Annotated in this window: 17 protein-coding genes; 6 read left to right on the forward strand and 11 right to left on the reverse strand. The window is 65.5% G+C overall.

The features are described from left to right. Positions 1-65: 65 nt before the first annotated feature. The 7 genes from J2Z17_RS23190 to J2Z17_RS23220 form a co-directional block, all read right to left on the reverse strand. Entirely contained in the window at positions 66-296 is a 231-nt protein-coding gene (locus J2Z17_RS23190; RefSeq protein WP_245224309.1) for a heavy-metal-associated domain-containing protein, read from the reverse strand. Then, entirely contained in the window at positions 293-694 is a 402-nt protein-coding gene (cueR, locus tag J2Z17_RS23195; RefSeq protein ID WP_209949024.1) for a Cu(I)-responsive transcriptional regulator, read from the reverse strand. The genes J2Z17_RS23190 and cueR overlap by 4 nt, the downstream gene beginning before the upstream one ends. After that, positions 694-3,261 carry a heavy metal translocating P-type ATPase gene (locus tag J2Z17_RS23200; protein ID WP_209948843.1) on the reverse strand — a complete coding sequence of 856 codons (2,568 nt, stop codon included), beginning with the start codon at positions 3,259-3,261 and terminating at the stop codon, positions 694-696. The genes cueR and J2Z17_RS23200 overlap by 1 nt, the downstream gene beginning before the upstream one ends. Positions 3,262-3,374: 113 nt before the next feature. Further along, positions 3,375-5,561, reverse strand: a complete 2,187-nt coding sequence (locus tag J2Z17_RS23205; RefSeq protein WP_209948845.1) for a GAF domain-containing protein — start codon at positions 5,559-5,561, stop codon at positions 3,375-3,377. A gap of 171 nt (positions 5,562-5,732) precedes the next feature. Then, positions 5,733-6,134, reverse strand: a complete 402-nt coding sequence (locus tag J2Z17_RS23210; protein ID WP_209948848.1) for a response regulator — start codon at positions 6,132-6,134, stop codon at positions 5,733-5,735. Next, a complete protein-coding gene (locus J2Z17_RS23215) occupies positions 6,131-7,279 on the reverse strand; it encodes a PAS domain-containing protein (RefSeq protein WP_209948850.1) in 1,149 nt (382 codons plus the stop codon). Before J2Z17_RS23215 ends, J2Z17_RS23210 begins: the two co-directional genes overlap by 4 nt. A gap of 145 nt (positions 7,280-7,424) precedes the next feature. Beyond that, complete coding sequence (locus J2Z17_RS23220) at positions 7,425-7,817, reverse strand: winged helix-turn-helix transcriptional regulator (RefSeq protein ID WP_209948852.1); 393 nt, start codon at positions 7,815-7,817, stop codon at positions 7,425-7,427. A 113-nt stretch (positions 7,818-7,930) separates the two neighbouring features. On the opposite strand from J2Z17_RS23220, the gene J2Z17_RS23225 reads away from it, so the two are divergent. Next, positions 7,931-9,058 carry an NADH:flavin oxidoreductase gene (locus tag J2Z17_RS23225; RefSeq protein WP_209949026.1) on the forward strand — a complete coding sequence of 376 codons (1,128 nt, stop codon included), beginning with the start codon at positions 7,931-7,933 and terminating at the stop codon, positions 9,056-9,058. Between the two features lie 78 nt (positions 9,059-9,136). Here J2Z17_RS23225 and J2Z17_RS23230 read toward each other — a convergent pair whose 3' ends face one another. The 3 genes from J2Z17_RS23230 to J2Z17_RS23240 form a co-directional block, all read right to left on the reverse strand. Further along, positions 9,137-9,580: a YcxB family protein gene (locus J2Z17_RS23230; RefSeq protein ID WP_209948853.1), complete on the reverse strand. Its 444-nt coding sequence runs from the start codon at positions 9,578-9,580 to the stop codon at positions 9,137-9,139. A gap of 171 nt (positions 9,581-9,751) precedes the next feature. Continuing rightward, positions 9,752-9,955, reverse strand: coding sequence for a hypothetical protein (locus J2Z17_RS23235; RefSeq protein WP_209948855.1), 204 nt, complete (start codon positions 9,953-9,955; stop codon positions 9,752-9,754). A gap of 46 nt (positions 9,956-10,001) precedes the next feature. Beyond that, positions 10,002-11,558, reverse strand: coding sequence for a DUF2235 domain-containing protein (locus J2Z17_RS23240; RefSeq protein ID WP_209948857.1), 1,557 nt, complete (start codon positions 11,556-11,558; stop codon positions 10,002-10,004). A 519-nt stretch (positions 11,559-12,077) separates the two neighbouring features. Here J2Z17_RS23240 and J2Z17_RS23245 point away from each other — a divergent pair. Then, positions 12,078-13,184, forward strand: coding sequence for a GGDEF domain-containing protein (locus J2Z17_RS23245; RefSeq protein ID WP_209948859.1), 1,107 nt, complete (start codon positions 12,078-12,080; stop codon positions 13,182-13,184). A gap of 215 nt (positions 13,185-13,399) precedes the next feature. Here the strand turns inward: J2Z17_RS23245 and J2Z17_RS23250 are convergent, their stop codons facing one another. Next, a complete protein-coding gene (locus J2Z17_RS23250; protein WP_209948861.1) occupies positions 13,400-13,633 on the reverse strand; it encodes a DUF2171 domain-containing protein in 234 nt (77 codons plus the stop codon). Between the two features lie 229 nt (positions 13,634-13,862). Here J2Z17_RS23250 and J2Z17_RS23255 point away from each other — a divergent pair, with 229 nt between their 5' ends. The 4 genes from J2Z17_RS23255 (at position 13,863) to J2Z17_RS23270 (ending at position 17,274) form a co-directional block, all read left to right on the forward strand. After that, positions 13,863-14,081: a hypothetical protein gene (locus J2Z17_RS23255; protein ID WP_209948863.1), complete on the forward strand. Its 219-nt coding sequence runs from the start codon at positions 13,863-13,865 to the stop codon at positions 14,079-14,081. 197 nt (positions 14,082-14,278) lie between these two features. Beyond that, complete coding sequence (locus J2Z17_RS23260) at positions 14,279-15,976, forward strand: FAD/NAD(P)-binding protein (protein WP_209948865.1); 1,698 nt, start codon at positions 14,279-14,281, stop codon at positions 15,974-15,976. 457 nt (positions 15,977-16,433) lie between these two features. After that, on the forward strand, positions 16,434-16,778 hold the full coding sequence (locus tag J2Z17_RS23265) for an ArsR/SmtB family transcription factor (protein WP_209948867.1): 345 nt from the start codon (positions 16,434-16,436) through the stop codon (positions 16,776-16,778). Continuing rightward, on the forward strand, positions 16,771-17,274 hold the full coding sequence (locus J2Z17_RS23270) for an SRPBCC family protein (protein WP_209948869.1): 504 nt from the start codon (positions 16,771-16,773) through the stop codon (positions 17,272-17,274). The genes J2Z17_RS23265 and J2Z17_RS23270 overlap by 8 nt, the downstream gene beginning before the upstream one ends. Positions 17,275-17,383 lie beyond the last annotated feature (109 nt).

The raw sequence follows: 17,383 nt of genomic DNA on the forward strand, positions 1-17,383 counted from the left end.
CAGTCTAAAGGTCAACGCCTGGCGGATGCAAGCCGCAGCCGGGCCCTGCCGCATCACAGCCGGCGTCAGCGCACCGGCTCCGGCGTATAGCCTGCGTCTGCGATCGCCGCCTTCGCCACGGCCGCGTCGCCCGTCACCGTCACCCGGTGCTGCGCCAGGTCGATCGAGACCTCAGCGTCCGGCAGCGCCGCGGTCAGCGCCTTGCGGATCGTCGCCTCGCAATGCCCGCAGCTCATGTCCTCGACCAGAAATTCATGCATGTCCGTTCTCGCTTTTTCGTTTGTGTTCAGGCTCATGAGCCATGTTCCTCGCCGGCCAGATCCTTCAGGATCGGACAGTCCGGCCGCGCGTCGCCATGGCAGCAGTCGACCAGCGTCGTCAGCGTGTCGACCATGCCCTGCATCTGCGCGATCCTGTCGTTCAGCGTCTCGATATGGGCGTTGGCGAGCTGTTTCACCTCGCTGCTCGCCCGCGCCTTGTCGTCCCAGAGCTTGAGCAAGCGCTCGGTCTCCTCCAGCGAAAAGCCCAGCATGCGCGCCCGCTTGACGAAGCGCAGCCGGTGCACCGCGTCGCCGTCATAGAGCCGGTAGTTCGCCTCCGTCCGCTCCGCCGGCAGGATCAGCCCGATGCTTTCGTAGTAGCGGATCATCTTGGCCGTCACGCCGGAGGCACGCGATGCCTCGCCGATATTCATCATTGTCCCCATCCCTCCTGTCGGTTGCCGGCCGGCGGCGAAAACCGCTTCAGCCTGAGGGCATTGGCCAGCACGAAGACGCTCGACAGCCCCATCGCCGCGGCCCCCAGCATCGGCGACAGCTGCAGCCCGAAAGCCGGATAGAGCGCTCCGGCGGCCACCGGGATCAGCGCCACGTTGTAGCCGAAGGCCCAGACCAGGTTTTCGCCGATATTGCGCATCACCGCGCGGCCCAGCCGGATGGCGGTGGCGATCCCCGCCGGGTCGCCGGCCACCAGCACCAGGTCGGCGCTTTCGATCGCGACATCCGTGCCGGTGCCGATCGCCAGACCGATATCGGCCGCCGCCAGTGCCGGCCCGTCATTGATGCCGTCGCCGACAAAGCCGACCTTGCGGCCCTTGGCCTGCAGCGTGCGGATCAGCGCCACCTTGCCGTCCGGCAGCAGGTCCGCGGCAATCGCGTCGATGCCGGCCCTGTCCGCCACCGCACGGGCCGCGGCCTCGAGGTCGCCGGTTGCCATGACCACCGAAATTCCAAGCGCTTTCAGCGCGTTGACGGCAGCCGCCGCGCTGTCCTTCAGCGGATCGGCAATCGCAATCAGTCCGAGCAGCCGGCCGTCGGCGGCAATATAGACCGGCGTCCGGCCCTCGCCCGCCAGCAGCCCCGCCTCGCCCGAAAGAGCATCCGTTGCAATCCCGAGCCCGGCCATCTGCCGGGCCGCCCCGACCGCAACCGCGACCCCGTCCACCCGGCCGCTGACGCCGTGGCCGACGGTCGCCGTCACCTCGACAGCGTCCAGCAGGGCGATGCCCCTTCTGTCAGCCTCGGCCATGATGGCGCGGGCCAGCGGGTGTTCGGAATTGGCCTCCAGGCTTGCCGCCAGCTGCAGCAGCCGGTGATCCTCGACGCCCTCGGCCACCCGGATATCGGTGACCGCCGGCTTGCCGGCAGTGATCGTGCCGGTCTTGTCGAGGACGACGGTATCGACCTTGGCCAGGGCCTCCAGCGCCTCGCCCTTGCGGATCAACAGGCCGAGTTCTGCCGCCCGTCCGGTGCCGACCATGATCGACACCGGCGTTGCAAGCCCCATGGCGCAGGGGCAGGCGATGATCAGCACGGCGACCGCCGCCACCAGCGCATGGGTCATCGCCGGCGCCGGGCCGACCAGCATCCAGACGCCGAAGGTGACGAGCGCTGCCAGCATCACCGCCGGCACGAACCAGCCGGTGACGGTGTCGATCTGCCGCTGGATCGGCAGCTTGGCCCCCTGCGCCTCGCCCACCAGCCGGATGATGCCCGACAGCATGGTCTCGGCGCCGACCTTTTCGGCCCGCATGCGCATGACGCCGGCGCCGTTCACCGTGCCGCCGATCAGCGGGTCGCCGGCATGGCGGGCCACCGGCACCGGTTCGCCCGAAATCATCGACTGGTCGACGAAACTCTCGCCCCCGATCACCCGGCCGTCGACGGCCACGGTCTCGCCGGGCCTGACGATGACGATATCGCCGACCATCACGTCGCCGGCCGGAATTTCGGCGGTCACCCCGTCGCGCTCGACCCTGGCCGTCTTCGGTCGCAGATTGACAAGCGCCCGGATCGCCGCCCCGGTGCGGCCCTTGGCGCGCGCCTCCATCATCCGCCCCGCCAGGATCAGCGTGACGATCACCATGGCGGCTTCGAAATAGACATGCCGCGCATCTTCCGGCAGCAGGCCGGGCAGGAAGGTGGCGACGGTGGAATAAGCAAAGGCCGCCCCGGCGCCCAGCGCCACCAGCGAATTCATCTCCGGCGCCAGCCGGAAAAGGCTTGCAAGGCCCTTGCTGAAAAATCGCCGTCCGGGAAAGACCAGCACGAAGGCTGCAAGGACGAATTCCAGCCCGTTCAACAGGTTGGGTTGAAGGATCCGGCTGACGGCATGATGCAGTTGCGGAATCAGATGACCGCCCATTTCGACGAGCACCACCGGCAGGGTCAGAACCAGCGCCACGGCCAGGTCGCGGCGCAGCGCATCGGCCTCGGCGTCGTGGCCGGCGCCACCGGCGTCCGCCTCGCCGTCGCCGGAAAGCGCCGTCGCGCCATAGCCCGCCGTCTTCACCGCCGCGATCAGCGCCGGCAGCCGCGCGCGTCCGCCGAGCACCTGCAGATCGGCCCGCCCGGTCGCCAGGTTGACCGAGGCCTGGCGCACACCCGGCACCGATCGCAGCGCCTTTTCGACACGCCCGACACAGGAGGCACAGCGCATCTCGGTGATCGCAAGCGACACCGCATCCGCTTTTACCTGATAGCCCGCAGCCTCGATCGCCCGGACCAGCTGGTCCGCGTCGAGGCCCCTTGCCGCCGATACGCTCAACGTCCCCGTCGCGAAATTGGCGGCGGGATCGGAGACACCGGCCACCCTGGCTGCCGCCGTCTCGACCCGGCGCACGCAGGAGGCACAGCTCATCCCCTCGACCGGCAAGGTCAGCCGCACACGGTCCGCCCGCCCCGGCGTCGCGGCAACGGCAGCGCCGCCGGCAGCGTCGGCATCAGGTGGAATCGGCAGGTTCAGGTCAGGACGTTCATGCATGGCGGATACCTTTCGGTACCCTAGATGGACCTTCCCATGATGGGAAGGTCAAGGGGCGGCATGCGGTTTTCGCCTCCGACGGCATCCGCGCCGCCACCGCCGGCCCGCCGCGGCTAGGCTTCGCGCAATTGCGCCAGGCTGCCGCGCATGACGAGGCGCAGGCCCGCGGGCAGGTAGTCGATCTCGACGCCGCCATTGCCCAGCAGCCCCGTCTGGATCAGGCGCGAACCGAAGCCCTTGGCCGTCGGCGCGGTCACCGGCGGACCGCCCTCCTCGCACCATTCGAACACCAAGACAGGACCGTCGGCCTCGCGCTCGATCCGCCAGCGCACGGTCACCCGGCCCTCGCCATTCGACCAGGCACCGTATTTCGCCGCGTTGGTGCCGAGTTCGTGCAGGATCAATGAAAAGGTCAGCGCCGTACGGGCACCGAGCTGGACGCGCGGTCCGTCGATCACATAGCGCTCCGGCACCGAAATCTGGCCGAGCACCGCATTGATCACCTCGATCAGCGGTGCCGGCATCCAGTTGCGCTGCAACAGCACCTCATGGGCGCGCGAAAACGCGTTCAGCCGCTGGTGAAAGCTGTCGACGGTGGCGCGGTCGGGGATCTTGCGCAGCGTCTGGGTGGCGATCGCCTGGACCATGGCCATCGAATTCTTCAACCGGTGACTGATCTCGCGGTTGAGGATCTCCTGCTCCTCCTCGGCCCGCACGCGGGCCAGCGCCTCGCGGGCACGGTCGGCAATGGTGCGGACGAAATTGCTTTCCTCGCCGGTAAAGCGCTGCGGCTTGTCGTAATGCACGAACATCAGTCCGACCAGCGCGCCATGCTCCATGATCGGCATGTTGACCAGCACGCGAATGCTGTTGGCGCGCATCAGCTCGGCGGAATCGCGGGTCCGGCTGTCGGTCACGACATCCGGGATGACGACGCTTTCGCCGCGCTTCAGGTCATCGATGAAGGACCCGAAATCGCGGAAATTATGAACCCCCTGCATCGACGCGACGCCTTCGGCGCGCCAGTCGCAGACCACGTCCACCGTCTCGGCCTTGGAATCGACCACGCCGTAGCCGGCGCGGCTGACGCCGGTCAGCGTGCGGGCGATGATCTCGGCGGCGGCAAAGGTCACCTCCTCGACGGTGGACAGATCGCGCATCCGGTCACCGAGCTCGAGGAAGGCCATCTGCCGGTCGGCGGCCAGCTTTTCCGAGGTCGCGTTGCGGGCGATCTTGATGTAACCGGCGCTCGGCGCGCCGGGCTCGCGCGGCAGCGGCCGCACGGTGCCGTCGAGAAAGATCGGCGAGCCGTCGAAATGCCGGTGCCAGCGACGGTCGAGCGCAACGCCCGAGCGTTCTGCATTGGCAATTTCCTTTTCCGGCACGCCGGCCTGCCGGTCCTCCTCCAGGAAGATGTCGGCGAATGGCCGGCCGATCATCGTCTCGTGGCTGCGGCCGAACACTTCCGGCGCACCGCCGAGCCAGCCGGAGATCGACATGTCCGGGGCGATGATGATGATGGCATAATCCTTGGCCCCGTCGAACAGCAGCCGCAGGCGTCCCTCGCTGTGGCGCAGCGCCTCTTCGGCGGCCATCCGCTCGCTGATGTCGATCAGCGTGATCAGGAAACTGTCGGGCCCGACGGACTGGATATGGCCTGCATACCAGGCGGTCTCGATCTGCCGGGTAAAGCGCACCGGATCGCCGGTCTGCAGGCAGGTCGCGATATCCGCGCGCCATGCCTCGCCGTCGCCGCTCAGCATGGCCGCCAGCCGGCGCCCGGCCGGATTGATCGCCTCATAGGCGATGCTGCCGATCGATCCGTCGTCGCTGCGGCGCACGCGACCGGCAATCAGCCCCTCCTGCAGATCCTCGACAATGCTTTTCCAGCGGTGCTCGGACACATAGGTGGCGATCTGGGTGGTGACGACCCGGCCGAAGCGGCTGAGCAATTCGATATCCGTCTCGCTCCAGTGCCGCTTCTTGACGTCGATCGCCGCAAGCGCCCCGATCACCGTGCCGTCCGGCAGCGAAACGGGAACGCCGAGATAGGCGATGACACCGAGGTCGCGGATGGCCAGATTGTCCTGCACCAGCTGATGCACCGTGGCATCGTCGACGATCAGCGGGGTGCGCTGGCTGACCACATGCTGGCAGAAGGAGTGTGTCAGCGGCGTTTCCCCGCGCGCGGCCCATTCGTCCGGCAGCCCGACATGGGCGGCGAAGACCTGGCGATCGCGTTGCAGAATGGAGATCAGCGATACGGGACAATCCAGTGTGCGGCAGACAAGTTCGATCATCTCGCCGAACTCGGGTCTTCCCTCGAGCTCGGCCAGTGCGAACGCGCCCCTGTCTGGAGAACGTTGGATAAAGTCAGGCGAATCCAAGCCGTGGCACCTCAAAAAGCCGTCTTGTAAAACATCTCTGGCAGGCGGCGTGCCGCATGGTTTCTCCCACCGGCGCCCCTAAAGTCAAGCGGACGCCATCACCAGGCTTGGTGGCGGTGCGGTTTTGCCCTCACCTTCGACCAGACGGCTAATATATGCAAGAGCGTTCTGTAGCCCATTGACAGTATAAGGCTTTTCGATGGCCCCGATGGCACCGACGAAATCGCTGGGAATCCGCTTCAGATTGCCGGTGACGAAGACGAAGGGAATGCCCCGGCCTGCCAGGTGCCGGCCGACATCGATGCCGGTCGGGCCATCGAGCAGGTGGATGTCGACAAAGGCGAAATCCGGCTGTTCGGTGTCGATCACGCTGATCGCAGCGCTGCTGTTCATCGCCTGGCCGACGACCTGGTGGCCGGCCGCCTCGACTTCGCATTCAAGCTCCAGCGCCAGCAGGGCCTCGTCCTCGACGATTACAATTCTCACGCTTTAGCTCCTGCGGTCTCGTCGACCAACAAAGTGACATCGACGACCGTCTGCCTGTCTTCGGTGCGACGGTCGATATGGGCGGACACCTGCCGGGCGCAGGTATCCAGGAGAAGCCGGCTGAAGGCATCCGCCTCGGCATCGTTCCACGGGGTTTCGTCCGGTGTCGACGCCGGGCCGATCGTGTCGCGCATCGAGATCAGGAAATGGCCGTTCAGCCGCTTGACCGTCAGATGGATGTCGCCGCCCAGCGTGCCGAGCCCGCGGCGCACGGCATCGCCGACCAGTTCGTTGACGATCAGCGCCAGCGGCGAGGCCTTGGTGGCCGGCACATAGACCGGCGAAATGTCGAGCGTCAGGCGGATATCGTCTCGCTTCAGCGCGCCCACCAGATCGGTCACCATTTCCCGGGCGAAATCGGCGACATCGAAGCGCGATACGTCATCGTCGGTAAACAGCTTGCGGTGCACCGTCGACAGCGCCTCGACCCGGTTGAGCAGCGCCATCAGCGCGCCGCGGGCGCTCTCGTCGCCGGTGCGGCGGGCCTGCTGCTTGGTGATCGAGGCGATCATCGACAGATTGTTCTTCACCCGATGGTCGACCTCGTGCACCAGCATGGTCTTGGCACCCAGCGCGTCGATCAGGTCGCGGTTGCGCTGGTGCGCCTCCTGCTCGGCCGAATGGCGGGCCTGCGACAGCTCCAGCTCGCGCTGCTTCACATGGGTGAAATCCACCTGCGAGGCGAAGAAATAGATCACTTCGCCGGCATCGTTGCGCACCGGGCTGATATAGAGCGCGTTCCAGAAGGTGGAACCGTCCTTGCGATAGTTGAGGATGTCGATGGAGATATCCTGACGGGCTCTGAGCGCCTCCGCGATCTGGCGTACCGCATCGCGATCGGTATCCGGTCCCTGCATCAGCCGGCAATTGCGGCCGTAGAGCTCGTCCTGGGTATAGCCGCTCAGCTCGCAAAAGGCCGCATTGCAGAAGATGATCGGATTGTCGTCCTGCCGCGGATCGGTGATGATCATCGGCATCCGCGTCGCCTTGAAGGCCGCGGCAAAAGGATCCTCCGTCACATGGGATGCGAGAAGTCTGTCTCCGGCGTCGCGGGCTTTATCCCGTGCCGCATCATGATCTGTCATTGACTGTTCCGTACGAGCTACCGGTATCGAACGTGCAATGTTGCGAATGGTTCCGCTGATCTCGGATTTTTTTCAAGGTTTTCAAACCGCCCGGCAAAGAGCGCCTTTGCCCGGACAAAAGAGACGACGGAAGACCGTCAGAGGCTCATTCCGCCGCGATCGCCGCGCCCTGCCGGGCATCGAAGGCCTCGCGCGCCGTCTCCACCGCCTCCATGTTTTCCAGCGTCCAGCCGTAGAGCGCGGCAAACGGCTTCTGCAGGCTGCGGCCCAGCGGCGAGATCTCGTATTCGACGGCCACCGGCGAGACCGGGATCACCCGGCGCTCCAGCAGGCCGTTACGCTCGAGCCGGCGCAGGCACTGGGTCAGCGCCTTCTGGGTGATACCCTCGATCGAGCGCTTGATGGTGTTGAACCGGAGCGGCCCGTCGTCCAGCACCTTCAGCACCATCATCGACCACTTGTCGGCGATCTGGTCGAACAGCAGCCGGCTCGGGCAGTCGGCGGAAAAGGTCTGGCTGGCGCAGAACGGAGCGGACATGAGTTTCCTCCAGTATACCTAGGCGACACGAAGTGCTTTCTTGACACTAGGTTTCCAAGATATACCTAATGCCCACGACACGCAAATGGAGACCCCAAATGTCTGAAACCTCGATGTCCGATGCTTCGACCGCCGCCGGCAAGGACGTTCTGTTCCGCCCCTTCACCCTGAAATCGCTGACGCTGAAGAACCGCATCGTCATGGCGCCGATGACCCGCGGCATGGCCGAGGGCGGCATTCCGGGCGAGGCGCAGACCGCCTATTACCGTCGCCGCGCCGAGGCCGATGTCGGCCTGATCCTGTCGGAAGGTACGGTGATCGATCGCCCGGCCTCGCGCAATTTGCCGGGCATTCCCTTTTTCCATGGCGACAAGGCGCTCTCCGGCTGGAAGGCCGTGATCGACGCCGTGCACGGCGCCGGCGGCGCCATGGGCCCGCAGATCTGGCACACCGGCTCGACCCGCGCGGGCGAATGGGAACCGGAGGCCCCGGTCGAGAGCCCGTCCGGCCTGCTCGACCCGAAGACGCCGCGCGGCGTGACGATGAGCGAGGCCGATATCGCCGCGACCATCGCGGCTTACGCCAAGGCCGCCGCCGACGCCAAGCGCCTCGGTTTCGACGTCGTCGAGATCCACGGCGCCCATGGCTACCTGATCGACCAGTTCTTCTGGGAGGGCACCAATAGCCGCACCGACGGCTGGGGCGGCCCGACGATCAAGGACCGTTCGCGTTTCGCCGTTGAAGTCGTCAAGGCCGTGCGCGCCGCCGTCGGCCCGGATTTCCCGGTCATCATCCGCCTCAGCCAGTGGAAGCAGCAGGACTATTCCGCCCGGCTCGCCAACACGCCTGCCGAAATGGCCGACTGGCTGCAGCCGATCGTCGATGCGGGTGCCGACATCCTGCACTGCTCGCAGCGCCGCTTCTGGGAGCCGGAATTTGCCGCCGAAGACGGCGAGAACGGCCTCAATTTCGCCGGCTGGGCCAAGAAGCTCACCGGCGTCCCGACGATCTCCGTCGGCTCGGTCGGGCTGTCCGGCGACTTCTTCGGCGCCTTTGCCGGACAGGGCTCGGAAAAGGCCGGCCTCGACCGCCTGATCGAGCGCATGGCGCGCGACGAGTTCGACCTGATCGCCGTCGGCCGCGCGATCCTCAACGACCCGCAATGGGCCGCCAAGATCCGCGCGGACAAGACCGACAGCCTGAAGGACTTCGATCCGAAGTCGCTTGCCGAACTGGTCTGAGACGAAACGCCGGCGGGTGGCTTTTGCCGCCCGCCGGGCCTGCGCCCGCCTATCGGCTGCGGGGACCACGGACGTCCGTCAAGCCCTTTGACAGAGCGTCAGGCGAAAGCCCTGCGGCTCGGCGATATGGGCCCTTGCCGCCGCCAGAAAACTGTCGCGTTGCTCCGGGTTGAAAGCACGCTTGGGCAGCGGTCGATAGACATTACCCACCTGGAAGAGCAGCATCATCCGCTCATCCTCGGCAAGCCCGGTAAAATCGCTCCGGAGATACCGCCGGTGACCGTCGGAAAGGCGAATGTCAAATCCGTCACCGGTGGGCGTCAGATGCTGCTCGGCCACGATGAGGCAGCTTTTTGCGAGACCGCGGGCGTTGCGGGCGCCCCGGAACGGCAGCACGACGCGCTTGACAAGAATGAGGGTCGACACGAGGCCAATGGCGGCAGCGATGAGAGTGATCAGCGTGCCCGGGTCCGGATCCTGCACCTTGTCGTAAACGGCCCAGAAGGCGCAAAGCGCCACCAACGGCAAGAGCCTCCGCAGACGCACACGCGTGCGGATATAAAGCCGGACCGCGTCCTTCAGATCGGTTTCGGTCAGCGCAAAGGTGACGGTTATGGAAAGTCCGTGTCGGATGCTTGTAACACCATAGGCCGCCAGACATTCCAGCAGGCTTCGACGATTTCAAGAGTATTCTCACCATTCGCGAACAGCGGGCGCGATCGCCGGCGAGTTTTCCGGCGCCTTTGTCGGACGAAGATCGGAAAAGCCGGTCTCGAACGGCCGATCTCGCATGGCCCGCGACCAGTCGAAATGGTCCGCCACGGCGACCGTGAAAAGCTCAAGGATTTCGATCCGCAGTCGCCCGGCCAACCGGTCCGAGGCCCTGATCGCCACCACCCGCGCGGGTCGTAAAGGTTCGCGGCGGGAGCGCCTCGGCCGCCGGTCAGCCGCGCCTGACCGTCAACTGCACGCTGCCGGCATTGTTGTCGTACATCTGCCAGGCGTCATTGGCGAAGGCGTAGAGATAGCCGCTCTTGCCGGGGGTGAAGCTGGCAGCCGTGCCAATGGCGAAGACCTCGTGCGGCGGGGTGTCGGCCGGGGCGTCATGGTCCGGCACGACGCCGTTGGCCACCAGGCCGACGAGCTGGAACCAGCCGAAATCCTCCTCGCGCTTGGTATAGATGAAGTCCGCCTTGCGGTTGCCGGTCAGCCGTTTGTAGATCGCCTCGCCGCGGCCGAAAAAGGACGAGGCCATCTGCACCGCATCGCCAAGCGTCACCTGCCCGTCGCCATCCGTGCCATCCGGCCCGCAATGCATGCCGCCGTCCAGCCATTCGCCGCTGGCGGAAAAGATATAGTCCACGCCCGCCTCGAGCCAGAGACCGGTGCTGTTCCAGTGCTCTCGGGCATAGATGTCGACGGTTTTCTGCTCCCCGTCGGCCAGCCGCATCGTCTTCCAGTAGGCCCCCTGCTGCAGCGGCGGATCGGTGTGGCGGTCGCGGGCGGAGGCGTGCAGGTCGGCGCTGTCGACACCGAGGCAGGGCACCGCCCGCGGCCTGGTCTTCAGCGTCTTGAAGATGCCGGTGAGGGAATCGTGCAGCTGGTCGCGGCATTCGCAGGTCATCTGGTCGCGCACCGCCGCCCGCAGGCCGAGCCCCTTGGCCTCCGCCTCGTCCGCCATCCACAGCAGCGCCGCGTTCGACAGGCCGCACAGCCCGTAGCCGCCGCCGACATCGCCGTGGACGCCCGGAAACCAGACCTGCTTGACGCGCGGGTCGCTAGGGGCCGCATCCCAGAGCGTCGGCATGAAGCTCTGCCGCATCTCGTCGATGGCCACCGCATGGCGGGCGTGGGCGACCGTTGCCCCCAGCGTCGTGTCGTGGAAACTGTGCTTCTTCGGGTCGTCGATCAGGTTCAGCAGCGCCATGTCGTCCGGCACGCCGAGCGCGCCCACCGTATCCCAGACGCCGATGAAATGGATCGGGATCGAGGCGGCCGCCGTCTGGCCGGTCGCGACGCCATGAAAGGCCAGCGTGTCGGTGGCGATGATCGGGGCGGCCTGATCGGCCGGCAGGCGGTAATTGTCGAACAGGCCCTGGATCGCCCGCCAGATATCGGCTTCCTTAGGAACGCCGGGGCTTGCCGGATCGAACAGGCCGCAGCGCGAAATCATGCCGCCAAGGCTGCGCGCGGTATAGGCGCCGCGGGAAAAGCCGAACAGCCAGATCTTCGCCTTGGGGGTATATTGGCGGGCCAGCCAATTATAGGCGCTCATGATGTTGCGATCGAGCCCCTCGCCCATGCCGCCGCCGGCGATCCGGTCCCACCAGCCGCCATCGGTGCCGACGCCCGGATGGTAATAGACCTTCTGCTCCTCGCCGTCGGCATCATGGGTCGCCAGCGCATTGCGCAGCTTGACCACATTGGTGGGCGCCGAAAGATCGCCGTCCATCTGGTCCGGCGTATTCCAGGTGCCGTCGCAAAATACGATCAGATTCATCGAAAACCTCCCCGTCGCGAAAAAAACATCACTATATTTTCCGCAAAATGGAATTTAACGGACGCGCAAGATCTCTAATATTGTCGTTAATCTCAAATTAGCGACAAACTATAGTCGCGCCTACCGGGCGCACCGTGAAATCTGCGTGAATTTCAAGGGATAAACGATCTTTCCACTGGCACATGACCGATTTTCGGCTCGCAGCCACCCCCGGCATCGCTCGCCCCGCATGCCCGCTTTCTCCCCCCCGTTTTGCCGCCTCGGGAGGGCAAACAATAGGTATGCTTTTTACCTTTGCTTTAGATTGGCGGGCTATTGAATGATGTTGACTGATTTCGCAGCAAATCATCAGAATGCTGATCAGCTCGGCGGGGCGCAGCGATCACACAGACCCGCAGCGTGGCAAGGCCGGGTGCGGCGAGACCAGTCAAGACCGGGCCGGATGAGACCGCCCTGCCGCCGCTTGCCGACGGCCCTGACCGTGACGCGTAGACTATCGAGCAAGAGAACGACCGCCAGATGTTGAAGCCCGAACTGCTTTTGAGCATCATCAACACGATCGGCGACTTCGCCCTTCTGGCGATGGGCTATGGCGCGATCCTGCGATATGTGAAGCATGCGCTGCTGCGCGATGTGGCGATCGGGCTGATCTTCGGCATCGGCGCCTGCCTTGCGGTGCTCAATTCGATCGAGATCATTCCGGGTGTCAGGATCGACGTGCGCGCCGCCATGGTGGTGCTGGCCGGGCCGTTCGGCGGCGTCATCGGCGCCGTCGAGGCGGGCCTGATCACCGCCGCCATGCGCTATTGGCAGGGTGGTGTGGGCGCCAGCGCCGGTGTCGCCAACATCTTTTCCACCGCCGTGCTGGGCATGTGCCTGCTGCCATGGCTGGGACGCGGACGTGGCGTCAGCTTTCGCCAGCAGATCGCGCTTGGCCTGCTCTGCAATGTGCCGCTGCTGTTCATCTTCACCATTCCGATCGACAACAATGCCGAGGTCTTCCTGCGTGCCATCGGTCCGCTCAGCGTCGGCAGCCTGGTCGCGGTCGTGCTCCTGGCCCGCATCCTCAACAGCGCGCTTTCGGAGTATCGCCGCCGCAACGAGCTGGTGGCGGAAGCGACGCTGGACCCGCTGACCGGACTGCTCAACCGCCGCGGCTTCGAGCGCAGCATGACGGTGGCCTTCGATCGGCTGCGCGAGCGGCAGGAGAGCGCCTCGGTGCTGGTGGTCGATATCGACCATTTCAAGCGGGTCAACGATGTCTTCGGCCATGATGCCGGCGACACGGTGCTGGTGCGGATCGCCGACCTGATCCGCTCACAGATCCGCGGCGACGACATCATTGCCCGTTTCGGCGGCGAGGAGATCGTGCTGGTAATGCCCGGCATCGGCGAGGACCGGGCGCAGGCCGCCGCCGAGCGGCTGCGCCGCGTCATTGCCCATGCCCGCCTGCTGGCCGACCACGGCAATGGCAGCCATCAGGGCGTCACCGTCAGTATCGGCGTCGTGTCCCGCGCGGTGCGCGACATCAGTTTCGATGAAATGTTCAAGCTGGCCGATACCGCCCTCTACCGGGCCAAGGATCACGGGCGCAACCGCGTCGAGGTGATGCAAGCGGCGGCGTAGTCGTCGCGGCGTAACGAGAGCGGGGCCGGACGTCCGGCAGCCCATAAAGGCGTGGGGCCGCGGCATTGCTGCCACGGCCCGACATCACGGATCAGAAGGTTTCTTGCAAAAATCGTCCTGCCCGCGTCAGCCCCAGGGCGCCGGGGAGAGCGCCGCAAGGGACATCTGTCACCCGCCGGATGCCGGCGGATCGATGATCTGCCAGTGGATGACGCTCAGTTGGGCACGGTCCACTGGATCTGGACTTCTTCCAGGGGCTTCGACAGGTGCACGTGCTGGTCGACGTGATCGACCCAGTCGAGCGGGATCAGGTGGTGCTGGCCGTCGGGCGAATCGGTGCGGGTCAGCTTGATGCGGCTGGAGCCTTCCATGTGATCGACGGTGCCGACATGGGCGCCATCAAGCGCGCGGACTTCCATATGCTCGCGGATCTGTTCAGCGGATACCATGAGATATTCCTCCTTGATTGTGTGGCCGTGTTTTTCGTTCGGGGTTGCTGTCACAACTCGAAAGGCCGGGATCGGGTTCCGTGAAAAATAACGCTGCTGCCTGCGGATGCCGGCCGCGTGCCGGCTTTCCTCAGACGCCGCCCGCCCCCTCGCCGGAACCTCTGGCGCGCCCGCCGGTTGTGGTTCGACACCCTGAGAACATCCGCAACCGAAAAGCCGGAGAACGACAATGCATGAGGGCGAAACCGAGGCCGCGCGACTTGTTGCGGAATACCGCAAGCTGGGCGGCACCCGCCGCGTCAAGATCGACGACAACCACGTGACAACCCGCACTTGGGAAGGCGAGCCGGCGGCGGCGAGCGACTTCTGGAACACGCATATCGCGACGCTCGACCAGAACCGCCGCCGCGAGGTGGAAACCCTGCTGCCCGACATCAATACGCTCTGAAGCGACATCAATACGCTCTGAAGCGGGGCAGCATCGACCGGGCCAGCCGCCCCCTTCCGTCACCATGCCTGCCGGCAATCCCGTTTATTTCACCGGCAGGGCCGCTTCGGCCGGAACTGAAAGCCGGCTTTGCGAATTCATTCCCCGCCGGTCGTCTTCTTCCTGGGTTCCGGCGCTCGCGGAGTAAAAACAGTTTCATGTCTCCCAGAATAGCGATCATCGGCTCCGGCCCCACCGGCATCTACACCCTGAAGGGCCTCGTTCATGCGCGCACGCCGCTCGACATCAGCGTGTTCGAGGCGGGCGACGATCCGGGGCGCGGCACGCCCTATCATCCAGACATCAACGATCCGGCCATGCTGTCGAACATCGCCTCGATCGAAATCCCGCCGATCACCGAGACGCTGGTCGAGTGGCTGGAGCGCCAGAGCGATGCGCGGCTGGCCGAGATGCAGATCGCCCGCGCGGCGATCGACATCCGCGCCTTCTATCCGCGGCTGGTGCTGGGCGACTATTTTCGCACGCAATTCCTGTCGCTGCTGGAGATCGGCGCCCAGAACGGTCACCGGATCGAAGTGCATGAGCGCCACCGCGTCATCGACATCGCGCTGCAGCACGACGATATCCGCCTTGCCGTGCGCGCCGAGGGCGAGCCGGACGCCTCCGACTGGGTGTTCGACCATGTGGTGATGGCGACCGGCCACAACTGGCCGGAGCATACCGAAACCAAGCCCGGCTATTTCATCTCGCCCTGGCCGGCGACGGCACTGAGTGTCATCCGCAACTGCAAGGTCGGCATTCTCGGCACCTCGCTGTCGGGCATCGACGCGCTGATGACGGTGGCGACCGCCCACGGCGCCTTCTATTTCGACGCCGCCGGCGAGATGCAGTACCAGCCGTCGCCGGACACCGACGCCTTCCACGCGACGATGATGTCGCGCAAGGGGCTGTTGCCGGAGGCGGATTTCTACTGTCCCCTGCCCTATATCCCGCCGCGGATCTGCACGGCCGACGCGATCGACGCGCTGATCGCCACCGGCCGACACGACCTGCTGGATGACGTCTTCGAACTGTTCCGCGCCGAGATGTTCGATGCCGACCCTGAGTATTCCGCCCGGATCGGGCTTGCCGATCTCACCGTCGAGACGATCGCGGAGGCCTATTTCGCCGAGCGGCTGGTTTCCGACCCCTTCGTCTGGGCGGCGAAGAACCTGGCGGAGACCGAGCACAACAAGACGGTCCGCTACACCGTGCCCTGGCGCTATGCGATCCTCAGGATGCACGAGGAGATTGCCCGCGTGGTGCCGCATCTCGACGAGCGCGACCTCAAGCGCTTCCACCGGTATTTCAAGACGGTCTTCGTCGACGACTATGCCGCCGTGCCGCCGACCTCGATTGCCAGGCTTCTGGCGCTGCACCGGGCCGGCAAGCTTGCGGTGACGGCCCTTGGCGAGGACTACGAGATCACCACCCAAGAGGGTGTGCGCGGCGTCACCGTCCGGCGCGACGGGGACACTGTCCAGTACGACGCCTTTATCGACGCCACCGGCCAGCATTCGATGTCGGCGACCGACCTGCCCTTCCCGACGCTGATCGCGCAAGGCGGCGTGCGCAAGGCGATGACGCCCGCCCCGCAGGATGGCCTGATCGACGAGGACCACGCCCCCCTCCAGCGCCGCACCGGCGGCATCGACATCGACGAGACCTTCCGCCCCGTCTTCACCGACGGCCAGTTCACCAACCACCTCTACTGCGCGGCAATCTCCTTCCTGCTGCACAAACTGCCCTTCGTGCAGGGCATCACCAGCGCTGCCGAGATAGGCGAAACAGTGGCGGAAGCGATCCTGGACGATGTCGGCGACACGGCAAAGACGGGGATCTTGCTGAGCGCGTGAAGGGGGGAATGGGGTGTGGGCGTCGCGGGTGGGCTCTCAGATCTCCGCAAGCTCGGCTCTTTAGCCACCCTGGATGCCTCTCTTAAGATGCGTCCAATACGCGATATCCCCATAGGCGGGAGAGATGGCGTCGATCACCAAGATCTTACCTTCTTAGGAAATCGCCATGAGAGATGCGGCGCGATAAAGGTATATCGGTAGTAGGACTGTGGCTCGACTTAACTTAGGCTCGGGATAATGGCCTAACCACAGCAAGACACTTCCTATCGTTCCCTGCGAAACACGGCTGCGCAGGAGCGCCGCCTATGGCCTCCCGGTTCGCAAGCGTCAGCCCCCGCCACCCGGCTTTTGAAGCTGGTTCGCCGCTCCCCTACCCTTCACCCCGCACCGCCGGAACGCCACCGCCCGCCGCCCCACCCGCTTGCGCTTTACTGGCTCCCATCCTATACTGAACCAAATGGTTCAGTATTCTGCCTCTCTCGACCTCTCCTTTGCAGCCCTTGCCGATGCGACGCGGCGGGGGGTGATCGATCAGCTCGGGCGCGGCGAGGCGTCGATCAGCAGTCTGGCCGACCGGTTCGAGATGACGCTGACGGGGATGAAGAAGCATGTCCAGGTGCTGGAGCGGGCGGGACTGGTGGTCACGCAGAAGGTCGGACGGGTGCGCACCTGCAGGCTTGGCCGCCGCGGCCTTGCGGCGGAGGCTGCCTGGATCGATGAACACCGCCGGCTGTTCGAAGCCCGTTTTGCGGCCCTGGACGAGATTATTCGCGAGTTGAAAGAGGAGGATGGCAATGCGTGACAGCATCAGGCGTGCACTGGAGGGGGAAAACACGACATCGGTCGAGCCGAAGGGCGAGCGCGAACTCGTCGTGACCCGGATTTTCGAGGCGCCGCCGGCGCTGGTCTACAGGGCGTGGAGCGAACCTGCGCTTTTTCAGCGGTGGTGGGTACCCAAATCGGTCGCCGGCATCGCGCTCTTGTCCTGCGCCATGGATGTGCGCACCGGCGGCAAGTACCGGCTGGAATTCGGCACCGAAGGCTCCGACAGCATGGCATTCCACGGCAGATATCTCGACGTCGTGGCGAATGCGCGGATCGTCTGGACCAATGACGAGGGCGAGGACGGCGCGATCACGACCGTGACCTTCGAGGACCTGGGCGGTCGCACGCTGGTCACCTTCCACGAGCTCTATCCGACATCGCAGGCGCGGGACGAGGCCCTGCAGGGCTCGGCAGCCCCCATGCCCGAACAGCTGGATCAGCTCGCGGACATGCTGGCGGAACTGCAAGGGTAACGCGCCCGGGACTTTGAGGACGCCGGTCGCGGTGCCGGCGGCATGTTTGCCTGCGTCTCGAATGCGCCTTCCGAGCGTGTCGAAAAAGTCCCCTCCCAAACCCGACCCA

The sequence above is a fragment of the Heterorhizobium halophytocola genome, assembly GCF_017873095.1.
Taxonomy (GTDB): Bacteria; Pseudomonadota; Alphaproteobacteria; order Rhizobiales; family Rhizobiaceae; genus Allorhizobium; species Allorhizobium halophytocola.

Bases quoted from the DNA above. Each gene is read 5' to 3' on its own strand.
- J2Z17_RS23190 (WP_245224309.1), bottom strand. From the start codon at position 296: ATGAGCCTGAACACAAACGAAAAAGCGAGAACGGACATGCATGAATTT.
- cueR (WP_209949024.1), bottom strand. From the start codon at position 694: ATGAATATCGGCGAGGCATCGCGTGCCTCCGGCGTGACGGCCAAGATG.
- J2Z17_RS23200 (WP_209948843.1), bottom strand. From the start codon at position 3,261: ATGCATGAACGTCCTGACCTGAACCTGCCGATTCCACCTGATGCCGAC.
- J2Z17_RS23205 (WP_209948845.1), bottom strand. From the start codon at position 5,561: ATGATCGAACTTGTCTGCCGCACACTGGATTGTCCCGTATCGCTGATC.
- J2Z17_RS23215 (WP_209948850.1), bottom strand. From the start codon at position 7,279: ATGACAGATCATGATGCGGCACGGGATAAAGCCCGCGACGCCGGAGAC.
- J2Z17_RS23220 (WP_209948852.1), bottom strand. From the start codon at position 7,817: ATGTCCGCTCCGTTCTGCGCCAGCCAGACCTTTTCCGCCGACTGCCCG.
- J2Z17_RS23225 (WP_209949026.1), top strand. From the start codon at position 7,931: ATGTCCGATGCTTCGACCGCCGCCGGCAAGGACGTTCTGTTCCGCCCC.
- J2Z17_RS23240 (WP_209948857.1), bottom strand. From the start codon at position 11,558: ATGAATCTGATCGTATTTTGCGACGGCACCTGGAATACGCCGGACCAG.
- J2Z17_RS23245 (WP_209948859.1), top strand. From the start codon at position 12,078: ATGTTGAAGCCCGAACTGCTTTTGAGCATCATCAACACGATCGGCGAC.
- J2Z17_RS23250 (WP_209948861.1), bottom strand. From the start codon at position 13,633: ATGGTATCCGCTGAACAGATCCGCGAGCATATGGAAGTCCGCGCGCTT.
- J2Z17_RS23255 (WP_209948863.1), top strand. From the start codon at position 13,863: ATGCATGAGGGCGAAACCGAGGCCGCGCGACTTGTTGCGGAATACCGC.
- J2Z17_RS23260 (WP_209948865.1), top strand. From the start codon at position 14,279: ATGTCTCCCAGAATAGCGATCATCGGCTCCGGCCCCACCGGCATCTAC.
- J2Z17_RS23265 (WP_209948867.1), top strand. From the start codon at position 16,434: ATGGTTCAGTATTCTGCCTCTCTCGACCTCTCCTTTGCAGCCCTTGCC.
- J2Z17_RS23270 (WP_209948869.1), top strand. From the start codon at position 16,771: ATGCGTGACAGCATCAGGCGTGCACTGGAGGGGGAAAACACGACATCG.